Here is an 11324-nt window from a genome sequence, read left to right on the forward strand (position 1 = left end):
CCCTCTACTAGAGGCTTACAGTTATGTCAACCACTGATCCTCTTCGGGGCAACGTAAGCGCCGCCGCGCGATGAGCCAAGGACCCGACCGGCGTGTCGCCGCCCGGAGCGCAACGAGTCACCTTTCCGCACCTCGCGGCACGCCCCTCGGTCAGCGGAAGGTGACGACGTCCGGCGCGCTCACGTCGATCCGGTCGGCGTCCTCGCCGAGCAGCGCGGTGGCCACCCGCGCCTTGTCCGTGCTCCGGGTCGCGTCGCCCCAGACCACCGTCCGGTCACCGCGCAACCGCAGGCTGATCCGGGCCAACCCCTCCACACTCACGTCCACCAGCTCCGCGCGCAGTTCCGGGGTCAGCGCGACGAGCACCTCGAGCGCGGCCCGGGTGCCCGGATCGTCGGCGGCCGGCCGGGCCACCTTCACCACCGGAAGCTCGGCGGGGCGTCGGGCGACCGTCCGGAACGCCACCCCGGTCCGGTCGATCAGGGCGAGCCCCTCCCCCTGCGGCACCGCCGCCACCGGAGTCCGCTCGGTCACCCGGACCACCAGCGCGCCGGGCCAGTCCCGGGACACCGTGGCCCGCTCCACCGGCGCCAACGCACCGACCCGACGGGCGGCGGCGGCCAGGTCCACCCGGGCCAGCGGCACCCCGTCCGGCACCCCGACCGCATCGCGCACCTGCACCGGGGTGACCAGGGCGGCGCCCTCCACCTTCACCTCGCGCACCCCGAACAGCCCCGTGCCGAGCACCGTCCAGGCGACCAGCCCGACCAGCGCGAGAACTCCGGCGGCCACCGCCCACGGCAGCGCCGCGCGCATCCGGCGCTGGCGGGCCCGGGCCATGAACCGGCGGGTCGACGGTGGCACGGCGTCGCGGCCGGCCCGGACCAGCTGCCAGCGCCGGACCGGACCACGTCGCGGAGCGCCGCCGTCGGCGGCGCTGGTCCGCCCTCGGGCCGGGCCGGGACTCATCCGGCCGGAGGCGCCGCGCCGTCCGGTGCGGCGGTGCCACCGAGGGCCGCTCCGTCGCCACCGGCGGTGGCCCCGCCGGGCACCGGACCACCGACCGCCGGGGCGGTGGCCACCGGGTCGACGATCGCGGGCGGCGCGGAGCCGGCGCGCGCCAGCAGGCCGGCCAGCAGCTCGTCACCCATGAGCGAGATCGGCGGGGCGCCCATGGTCACCACCACGTCCCCCGGGCGGGCCCGCCGGACCACCTCGACCGGCGCCTCCTCCCAGGAGTCGACGAAGACCTTCCGGTCGGCGGGCAGCGCCACCGCCTCGATCAGCGCCGCCGAGCCCTCACCGGGCTGGCGCAGCTCGCCCGGCCCGAAGACCTCCAGCAGCACCAGTTCGTCGGCGATGGCCAGCGCCTCGGCGATCTCCGCCTGGGAGTCGCGGGTGCGGTACAGCCGGTACGGCTGGAAGACCACGATCAGCCGCCCTTCCCCGGCCACCTCGCGCAGCGTCTGCAACGCCAGCGTCATCGAGGTCGGGTGGTAGGCGTACTCGTCGTAGACCAGCACGCCGTCCGCGACACCCTTGCGCTCGAAGCGCCGCCGCACACCCGGGAAGACCGCCAGCGCGGCCTCCGCCGCCGGCAGCGGCAGATCCAGCAGGTACGCGGTCAGCACCGCGGAGGCGCTGTTCAGGCCCATGTGCCGCCCCGGCACCGGCAGCCGGAACTCGCCCAGCGACCGGCCGTCGATCGCGGCCAGATAGCGCACCCCGCGCGCGGACGAGACGATCTCGGTCAGCCGCAGGTCGGCGTCGGCCGCCTCGCCGTACGTGTGCACCCGCCGCCCCTCGGCGCGCAGGGTCTCCGCCAGCCGCCGCCCACCGGGGTCGTCGGCGCAGGTGATGATGAACCCGTCCGGGTCGGTGAGCCGGGCGAACTCGACGAACGCGGCCTCCAGCGTCGCGTAGTCGCCGTACGTGTTCAGGTGGTCCGCCTCGACGTTCGTGATGATCGAGACGTACGGGCGGTAGATGAGGAACGAGCGGTCGCTCTCGTCCGCCTCGACCACGAAGTGCTCGCCGGTGCCGTGGTGGGCGCCCGAACCGACCTCGGAGATCTCGCCGCCGATCACGAAGGACGGGTCCACCCCGGCCTGCTGGAGCACCATGGTCACCATCGAGGTGGTGGTGGTCTTGCCGTGGGTGCCGGCGACCGCGATCGCGCGGCGGCCCGTCATGGCCGCCGCGAGGGCCTCGGAGCGGTGTAGCACCCGCAGACCGCGCCGGCGGGCCTCGACCAGCTCCAGGTGATCCTGCGAGATGGCCGAGGAGTAGACGACGGTGTCCACGCCATCGAGGTTGGTCGCCTCGTGGCTGAGGTAGATGGTGCCGCCGAGCGCCCGCAGCCCCGCCAGTGAGGGCCACTCACGCAGGTCGCTGCCGGACACCCGGATGCCCCGGGTGAGCAGCAGCCGGGCCACGCCGAGCATGCCCACCCCACCCACTCCGATCAGGTGAACGGCGCCCAGGTCCTCGGCGGTGAGCGTGCCGGCCGGGGTGAACTGCGCGGTCATCGGGCCACCGCCTCGATGACGAACGAGCGCAGCGCCTCGTCACCGTCGCGCCGCCCGTACGCGGACGCCGCCGCGCCCATCGCGTACAGCCGCTGCGGGTCACGGATCAGCGGGATGACGGTGCGCTCCAGCCAGGCCGGGGTCAGCTCCGAGTCGTCGACCAGCAGCCCGCCGCCGGCCTCCACCACGGGCAGCGCGTTGCGCTTCTGCTCCTGGTTGCTGTGCGGGTACGGCACGTAGATCGTGGGCAACCCGATCGCGGCCACCTCGGCGCAGGTCATCGCCCCGCCCCGGCCCAGCATCAGGTCGGCGGCGGCGTAGCCCAGCTCCATCTCCGACAGGTACGGCAGGGTCACGTACGGCACCGGCAGGTCGGTGGGGATCGGCACCGGCTCGTTGCGGGCGCCCATCACGTGCAGCACCTGCACGCCGTTGCGGGCCAACTCCTTGGCCGCCCCGGACACCGCCAGGTTGATCGAGCGGGCGCCCGACGAGCCGCCGGCGACGAAGAGCACCGGCAGGTCCGGGCGGAGCCCGAAGTGCGCGCGGGCGGCGTTGCGCAGCGCGTACCGGTCCAGCCCGGCGATGCTGCGGCGCAGGGGCACGCCGACCACGGTGGCGTCCCGCAGTGCCTCGGCCTGGCTCGGCTGGTGTGGGAACCCGACCGCGACGTTCTTGGTGAACTTCATGCCCAGCCGGTTGGCCACCCCCGGCGGCACGTTCACCTCGTGGATCACCATGGGCAGCTCCCGGCGCCAGGCGGCGAGGTAGGCCGGCACCGAGACGTACCCGCCGAAGCCGACCACCACGTCGGCGCGCACCTCGTCGATCACCTTGCCCGCGGCGCGGGCGGCGGTCCACATCCGGCCCGGGGTGCGGACCAGGTTCATGTTGACCGAGCGCGGCAGCTGGTACGCCGGGATCTGCCGCAGGTCGTAGCCGTGCGGCGGGATCAGCTCGTTCTCCATCCCGCGTGGTGTGCCGAGGCAGGTGATCCGGACGCCCGGGTCGTGTCGGCGCAGGCAGTCGGCGAAGGCGAGCAGCGGGTAGACGTGCCCCCCGGTGCCACCTCCCGCGAGCACCACCGAACGCAGCGGACCCATCAGCGTCTCCTCTCGCTCGCCGTACCCTTGCGGCTCCGGTCCTGCCGGACCCCGCGCGGTGCGGCCTGGTCATCCTGGCGCCGCTCCCGGGACCGGGGCACGGACCCTCGGCCAGCCGGTGGCGTCGCCGGGCGGCGACGCCGGCCGGGAAGCGGCGGCAACGGGGCCCAGAGTAGTCGGACCCACCGGGCCGGCGGACGGGCATGCAGTGCTCTGGCCGCATCGGGTTCGGCGCGGGCGAAGGACGCCAGCATGCCGATCGCGGCCAACGTCACGACCAGGGCACTTCCGCCGTCGGAGATGAACGGCAGCGGCAGGCCGGTGATCGGCAGCAGCCCGACCACCCCACCGATATTGATCACGGCCTGGCTCACCAGCCAGGTGGTGACCGCGGCGGCCGCGAGCCGCCGGAACGGGTCGTCGACCCGCCGGGCGATCCGCAGCCCGGTGTACGCGAGCACCGCGAAGAGCGCGAGCACCACCACGCAGCCGATCACGCCCAGCTCCTCGGCGATGATCGCGAAGATGAAGTCGTTGTGCGCCTCGGGCAGCCAGTCCCACTTGAGGCTGCTCTTGCCCAGCCCGACGCCGAACCAGCCGCCGTGCTCGATGGCCAGTCGACCCTGGTAGAACTGGAGGCAACCGTCGAGCTTGCACTTCTCCGGGTCCGGCGGGTTGAAGAACATGGCCAGCCGGGCGAAGCGGTAGTTCTCCTCGCCCTGCTCGCCGGAGCCGGCGCCCAGCGATGCCACCGCGATGAGCAGGCCGACGCCGAGCAGACCGACCACCGTCAACACGCCGAAGACCCGCATCCGGACGCCGGCGGCCCAGAGCAGACCCACCACGAGGGCCAGCAGACAGAGCATGGTGCCCGTGTCGTTGTAACCGACCAGGACGAAGAGCAGCCCGATCACCGGGAAGAGCGGCGTGGCCAACTCCCGCCACCAGCCCAGGGCAGCGCCCTTGCGGGCGATCAGGTGCGCGCCCCACAGGACCAGCGCGAATTTTGCCAGCTCGGAGGGCTGGAGCTGGATCCCGCCCACGAACAGCCAGTTCAGTCGCGCCTCCACCGGCCCGAACCCGACCGACCGCTGTCTGGTGAGCCGGGCGTAGGCGACCAGCAGGTTCAGCACCACCAGCAGCGCCACCGAGGTGATCAGCAGCGGTTGGCCCAACGACCGGTAGGTGCTGGCGGGCAGCCGCTGGCAGGCCCAGAACACGACGAGGCCCATGACCGCGAAGATGGCCTGCTTGGTCACCGAGGCCGAGGCGTTGCCGTCCTCGGCGTAGTCCTTGACGCTGGTCGCCGAGAAGACCATCGTCAGCCCGATCAGCAGCAGCAGGCCGGCGCTGGACAGCAGCAGGTAGTAGGAGGCCAGCGGCCGGTCCAGCAGGCCGCGCAGCGCCGCCAGCCCGCCGGCCGCGTCCAGCCCGCGCAACGGCGCCGGCGGCCCCGGTTCCGCCTCGCGCGGCGCCGCACCCGGTTCGGGGCCGCGCGTGTCGTCCGGCGACACGCCGGCCTCCGCGGTACGCGCCCCGCCCGGTGACCGTCGCGGTCGACCGGCTGCCCTGTCCTCGGTGCCTGGTTCCTCCCCCACCGGGACATCATTGCCGCTCGACCCACCGACGGACCGACAACGACGTACCGGGCGTGTCGGGCTTCGCCCCGGTGTGCAGATCGCGGCCCCAACACCCGACGTCGCGCGGGAGGCCAGTGAGCACGTGCTGAGCAGCAGGTCGGCGAAGGCCCTGACACCTACTTCTCAGCACGTGCTCACCGCAGGACGGTGACCTGCCCGAACGGGGTGCGGTCAGGTCATGTTGGCGAGGAACTCGCTGTAGAACAGGCCCAGCGCGATGGCCACCCCGATGCCGGCGATGATCCAGAACCGGACCACGATGTTGACCTCGCTCCAGCCGGCCAACTCGAAGTGGTGCTGCAACGGCGACATCCGGAACACCCGCTTGCCGGTGGTCCGGAAGGAGATGATCTGGATCACCACGGACATCGTGATGATCACGAAGAGCCCGCCGATGATCGGCAGCAGCAGGATGGTGCGGGTGGACATCGCCATGCCGGCGATCAGACCGCCCAGACCCAGCGCGCCGGTGTCGCCCATGAAGATCCGCGCCGGGGACGTGTTCCACCACAGGAAGCCCACACAGGCCCCGGCCGCCGCCCCGGCTATCAGCGCGATCTCCAGCGGGTCACGGACCGCGTAGCAGTAGTCCTGGGTGTAGCTCGGGTCGGCGCACCAGTGCCGGTACTGCCAGAACGCGATCAACGCGTACGCGGCGAGCACCATCACCGAGGCGCCGGTGGCCAGACCGTCCAGGCCGTCGGTGAGGTTCACCCCGTTCGTCGCGCCCATCACCACGAAGATGAAGATGATCACCGCGCCGATCTTGCTGACCTCCAGGGCGTCGATGTCCCGGATGAAGCTCAGCGTGGTGCTGCCCACCGTCTCGGTGTTCGTCACCGCGCCCGACGCGTCGGTCATCGTGCTCGGGAAGTACAGCGCCACCACGCCGAAGACCGCGCCGACCAGGATCTGGCCGAGCAGCTTGCCGCGCTTGTTCAGCCCGGCGCTGTTGCGCTTGCGCACCTTGAGGAAGTCGTCGAGGAAGCCCACCGCACCGGAGAAGACCATCAGCCCCAGCAGCACCAGCGCGGTGATGGTCGGCTCGACCTGGGCGATCTGCGCGTCCGGCAGGGTGGTCAGGGCCAGGTGCCCGGCCACGTACGCGATCACCGTGGCCAGGATGAAGACCACGCCGCCCATCGTCGGCGTGCCCTTCTTGGTCTGGTGCATGGCCGGGCCCTCGGCCCGGATCGGCTGGCCGGCCTTGAGCCGGGTGAACACCTTGATCGCGATCGGGGTGCAGAAGAGCGAGACGAGGAAGGCCACCCCGACGGCGACGATCACCGCCCTCACGCGGTAGCTCCGTTCCCGGTGGTGGCGTCGGCGCGCAGGGCGTCGGCCACCTCCCACGTCCGGTACCGGGAGCCCTTGACCAGGACGACATCGCCCGGCCGTAGCTCGCCCCGCAGCACCTCGACGGCCGCCGCCTGATCGGTGAGCAGCACCGACTCTCCTCCCCAGTTCCCTACCGCTGTCGCGCCCTCATGAATCGGCGCAGCCGGCTCGCCCACCACGAGCAGCCGGTCGACACCCAGCTCGGCCGCGAGTTGGCCGACCTCAGCGTGGCCGTCCCGCTCGAACGGGCCCAGCTCGGCCATGTAGCCGAGCACCGCGACGGTACGCCGACCCCTCCCGAGCGTGGCGAGCGCCTTCAGCGCCGCCGACATCGACGCCGGGTTGGCGTTGTACGAGTCGTCGATCACGGTCACCCCGTCGGGGCGGTCGAAGACGTCCATCCGCCGGGTGGAGACCAACCCCAGCTCGCCGAGCGCCGTGGCCAGGTCGGCCAGCGGCATGCCCAGCTCCCGGGCGACGGCCGCCGCGGCGAGGGTGTTCGACACCTGGTGGCGGCCGGTCAGCCCGAGCCGCACCGGCGCGCGCCCCTCCGGGACGACCAGGGTGTACGACGGACGTCCGCGATCGTCGAGCGTGACGTCCTCGGCCCGCACGTCGGCGTCCGGGGCCTCGCCGTAGCGGACCACCCGGGCCCGGGTGCGGCTCGCCATCGCGTCCACCCGCGGGTCGTCGGCGTTGAGCACCGCCAGCCCGTCCGGCGGCAGCGCCTCGACCAGCTCCCCCTTGGCCACGGCGATGGTCTCCTGCGAGCCGAACTCACCGATGTGGGACGTTCCGACGTTGAGCACCACGGAGATCCGCGGCGGGACGATCTCGCACAGGTAGCGCACGTGCCCCACCCCGCGCGAGCCCTTCTCCAGCACGAGGTAGCGGGTGTCCGGCCCGGCCTGCAACGCGGTGTACGGGTGCCCCAGCTCGTTGTTGAACGAGCCGGGCGGCGCCACCGTGGACCCGAGCCGGGCGGTGAGCTGGCCGATCAGGTCCTTGGTGGTGGTCTTGCCCGACGAGCCGGTGAGGCCGATGACGGTCAGCCCGGGCAGCCGGTCCACCACCGCGCGCGCCAGCCGGCCCATCGCGGTCAGCGCGTCGCCGACCAGCACCATCGGCACGCCGGGCACCTCGCGGGTGCCGAGCACGGCCACCGCGCCGGCCGAGATCGCCCCCGCCGCGTAGTCGTGCCCGTCGACCTTCTCCCCCGGAAAGGCCACGAAGAGCGCCCCGGGCCCCACCTTGCGCGAGTCGAACTCGACCGGGCCGGTGACGGTGGCGGCCGGGTCGACGGCGACCAGCCGCCCGTCGACCGCCGCGGCCACCTCGGCCAGGCTCAGCGCGATCACCGCTGACCCGCCAGGTCCCCGAAGCGAGCCCGCAGCGCGTCGGCCAGCTCGATGCTGTCGTCGAACGGGAACACCTCGCCCGCCACCTCCTGGCCGCGCTCGTGGCCCTTCCCGAGCAGCGCGATCACGTCGCCCGGCGCGGACAGCCGGACAGCCTCGTCGATCGCGGCTCGGCGGCCCGCCACCTCGATGATCCGGGCGGCCGCGCCGGCCCGGTACGCCCCGGCGAGCACCTCGGCGCGGATCTCCGCCGGGTCCTCGGTACGCGGATTGTCGTCGGTCACCAGCACCACGTCGGCCCCCTCCGCCGCGGCGGCGCCCATCACCGGCCGCTTGCCCCGGTCCCGGTCCCCGCCCGCGCCGATCACGCAGATCAACCGGCCGGCGCTCAGCTCACGCAGCGCGGCCAGGGCGGCCACGATCGCGTCCGACTTGTGCGCGTAGTCGACCACCCCGCGCACCGGCCCGGCGACGTCCACCAGCTCCAGCCGGCCCGGCACCCCGCCGCAGGCGGCCACGCCGTCCGCCGCGGTCGCCGGATCCACCCCGGCGCCCACCAGCGCGGCGATGGCCAGCAGCGCGTTGGCGACGTTGTGCCGCCCGGGCAGCGCCACCCCGGTGGGCAGGACCACCCCGTCCGGGCCGTGCGCGGTGAACCGCTGGGCGTACCCCTCGCCGCTCACATCGTCGGCCCACCAGGTCGCGGCCGGGTCGCCGGCCGCGGAGTAGCTGACCGTCGCCGGCTTGTACAGCGGCGCCAGCGCCGGGTCGTCGTGGTTGAGCACCTCGACCGCGCACCGGCCGTCGAAGAGCTGCGCCTTGGCGGCGAAGTAGTCGGCGCTGTCGGCGTGGAAGTCCAGGTGGTCGGAGCCGAAGTTGGTGTAGCCACCGACGGCGAACCGCACACCGCCCACCCGGCCCATGGCCAGCGCGTGGCTGGAGACCTCCATGACCACCGCGGTGACCCCCCGCTCGCGGGCGGTGGCCAGCATGGCGTGCAGGTCGGTCGCCTCCGGGGTGGTGCGCACGCTGTCGATCACCAGGTCGCCGAGCCGGGTCTCCACGGTGCCGATCAACCCGGTGGTGTGCCCGGCGGCGCGCAGCCCCGACTCGATCAGGTAGGCGGTGGACGTCTTTCCGGCGGTGCCGGTCACGCCGATCACGGTCAGGCCTTCGGTCGGGTCGCCGTAGACGGCCGAGGCCAGCTCGCCGAGCGCCGCACGGGGGTCGGGCACCACCAGGACGGGCAGGCCGGTCCCCGCCGCCAGTTCGGCGCCGGCCGGGTCGGTCAGCAGGGCCACCGCGCCGGCCTCGGCGGCGCCGGCGGCGAACTCCGCGCCGTGCCGGCGCGCGCCGGGCAGCGCCGCGTACAGGTCGCCGGGGCGGACCTCCTGGCTGGCGTGGGTCGCCCCGGTGACGACCACTCCGGCGGCGTCCGCCGGCAGGTCGACGGCGAGCCGGACGGCGAGATCACCGAGCCGGACTCCGGTCACGGTACGTGGACGTGGATTGCCGGGCACGGCGTCAGACCCTACCCGGTCGCACGGTTCCGGCCGCACAGCCGCCCCGGTGGTTCTTCGGCACTCACCGATGATGTCCCGCCGTCGCTGGTCAGCGCGGATAGACCACGAACTTGGGCGCCGAACCGCCGGTGGACGGCGGTACACGGTAGTGACGCAGCGTGAACTGCATCATGCTCCGGAACGCCGGATTGGCGATCGCCGCACCCCCGCCGCCGGGCGCGTACACGAAGACCGCGATCACGTACCGGGGCTTCTCCGCGGGGGCCATGCCGATGAAGGAGGACACCTCGCCGGGCTGCTTCTTGCCGTCCACCAGCCGCCAGCCGGTGCCGGTCTTGCCGGCGACCCGATAACCGGGTACCGCCGCGGTCACGCCGGTGGCGTTGTCGACCGTGGTGACGGCCTCCAGCATGGTGCGCAGGGCCGCCGCGTTCTGCGGGCTGAGCACCGAGCGGGTCACCGGGGCCGGCGCGGGAGTGCGTTTGCCGTCCGGGCCGATCGTCTCCTTGACCAGGTGCGGCTGCACGTACGTGCCGTTGTTGGCGATGGCGGCGTACGCGGCTGCCATCTGCAGCGGCGTGGCGTCCACGCTGTGCCCGATCGGCACCGACCCGTACGACGATCCGCTCCACTCGTCGGCCGGCAGCAGCCGCCCGCTGGCCTCGCCCGGTAGCCCCTCGCCGGTGGGCTGGCCGAGCCCGAACCGCTTCTGGTAGTCGATCAACCGGTCCGGGCCGAGCTTGTCGGCGATCGTGATGGTGCCGACGTTCGACGAGTACGCGAGCATCCCGGGCACGCTCATCCGCCGGCCGTTGGCCGGGTGGGTGTCGGAGAACCAGGTGTCGCCCATCTTGATGCTGTTCGCGATGGGCAGCGTGGTGTCCGGGGTGATCACCCCCTCCTGCAACGCCGCGCCGAACGTGATCGCCTTGTGCACCGAGCCGGGGTCGACCACGAAGCTGGTCGCGGCGTCCTCCCGGGCGACCGGGTCGCTCGGGATCGGCTTCGCCGCGTTGTAGGTGGGTTCGCTGGCCTGGGCCAGCACCTCGCCGGTGGGCACGTCGATGATCACCGCCGCGGCGGTGCCGCCGCGCTGCTGCGCCATCCCCGCGCTGAGGATCTGCTGCGTGCGGAACTGGAGGTCACCTTCGATGGTGAGGGCCATCGAGCTGCCCGGCTTGGCCGGGGTGGTCCGGCTGTAGCCGCCCGGGATCGGCGCGGCGAGGTCACCGAGGCCGGCCTCGTACACCCGCTTGCCGTCCTGCCCGGCGAGTTGCTCGTCGTAGCGGGCCTCCAACCCCTCCAGCCCCACCATGTCCTGGCTGGTGAAGCCGATCAGGTTGGCCGCCAGGTCGCCGCCGGGCACCTCGCGGCGCTCGTCGCGGTGCACCCCGATGCCGGGCAGCTCAAGCGCCACCACCTGCTTGGCGGTCGGGATCTCCACCCCCCGGGCCAGGTACTCGAACCGGGACGGGTTGCCGTTCTCCAGCTTGCGGGGCTTCATCAGCTCGGTCAGCCGCGATACCGGGATGCCCAGCAGGGGCGAGAGCGCCTTCGCGGTGGCGGCGGAGTCCTCGATCTCGGTCGGGTCGGCGAACACGTACCGCGCCTCGACGCTGTGGGCCAGCGGCTCGCCGGTGCGGTCGTAGATCGCGCCGCGCGGCGCCGGCAGCTCGACCGTGCGGGTCCGGTCGGCGACGCCGCCGCCGGCGTACGCCGGGGTGTCCACCGCCTGGAGGAAGATGAGCCGGATCCCGATCACGGCGAACAGCGTCAGGGTGAGCGCGGTCCCGAGCCGCAGCCGCAGCCGCGGGTCGGCCGCTTATACACATCT

General features: G+C 73.2%; 8 protein-coding genes. All 8 read right to left on the reverse strand.

The window, feature by feature from the left end:
- Positions 1–150: 150 nt before the first annotated feature.
- Positions 151–969 (reverse strand): cell division protein FtsQ/DivIB, encoded by an 819-nt coding sequence (locus tag EAD98_RS16830; protein WP_121655007.1) that lies wholly within the window; start codon positions 967–969, stop codon positions 151–153.
- Positions 966–2528, reverse strand: a complete 1563-nt coding sequence (murC, locus tag EAD98_RS16835; RefSeq protein ID WP_121655008.1) for a UDP-N-acetylmuramate--L-alanine ligase — start codon at positions 2526–2528, stop codon at positions 966–968. The genes EAD98_RS16830 and murC overlap by 4 nt, the downstream gene beginning before the upstream one ends.
- Positions 2525–3631 (reverse strand): undecaprenyldiphospho-muramoylpentapeptide beta-N-acetylglucosaminyltransferase, encoded by a 1107-nt coding sequence (gene murG, locus EAD98_RS16840; protein ID WP_121655009.1) that lies wholly within the window; start codon positions 3629–3631, stop codon positions 2525–2527. The genes murC and murG overlap by 4 nt, the downstream gene beginning before the upstream one ends.
- Positions 3631–5043, reverse strand: a complete 1413-nt coding sequence (locus EAD98_RS16845; RefSeq protein WP_368666160.1) for an FtsW/RodA/SpoVE family cell cycle protein — start codon at positions 5041–5043, stop codon at positions 3631–3633. Before EAD98_RS16845 ends, murG begins: the two co-directional genes overlap by 1 nt.
- Before the next feature lie 399 nt (positions 5044–5442).
- Complete coding sequence (gene mraY / locus EAD98_RS16850; protein ID WP_121655010.1) at positions 5443–6567, reverse strand: phospho-N-acetylmuramoyl-pentapeptide-transferase; 1125 nt, start codon at positions 6565–6567, stop codon at positions 5443–5445.
- The gene (gene murF, locus EAD98_RS16855; RefSeq protein WP_121655011.1) at positions 6564–7967 is read right to left on the reverse strand and encodes a UDP-N-acetylmuramoyl-tripeptide--D-alanyl-D-alanine ligase; all 1404 of its coding nucleotides are present in this window, start codon (positions 7965–7967) and stop codon (positions 6564–6566) included. Before murF ends, mraY begins: the two co-directional genes overlap by 4 nt.
- Positions 7964–9526: a UDP-N-acetylmuramoyl-L-alanyl-D-glutamate--2,6-diaminopimelate ligase gene (locus EAD98_RS16860; RefSeq protein ID WP_199723437.1), complete on the reverse strand. Its 1563-nt coding sequence runs from the start codon at positions 9524–9526 to the stop codon at positions 7964–7966. The genes murF and EAD98_RS16860 overlap by 4 nt, the downstream gene beginning before the upstream one ends.
- 52 nt (positions 9527–9578) lie before the next feature.
- Positions 9579–11297, reverse strand: coding sequence for a penicillin-binding protein 2 (locus tag EAD98_RS16865; RefSeq protein ID WP_233583858.1), 1719 nt, complete (start codon positions 11295–11297; stop codon positions 9579–9581).
- Positions 11298–11324 lie beyond the last annotated feature (27 nt).

The organism is Micromonospora sp. CV4, from assembly GCF_003667455.1.
Lineage (GTDB): Bacteria > Actinomycetota > Actinomycetes > Mycobacteriales > Micromonosporaceae > Micromonospora.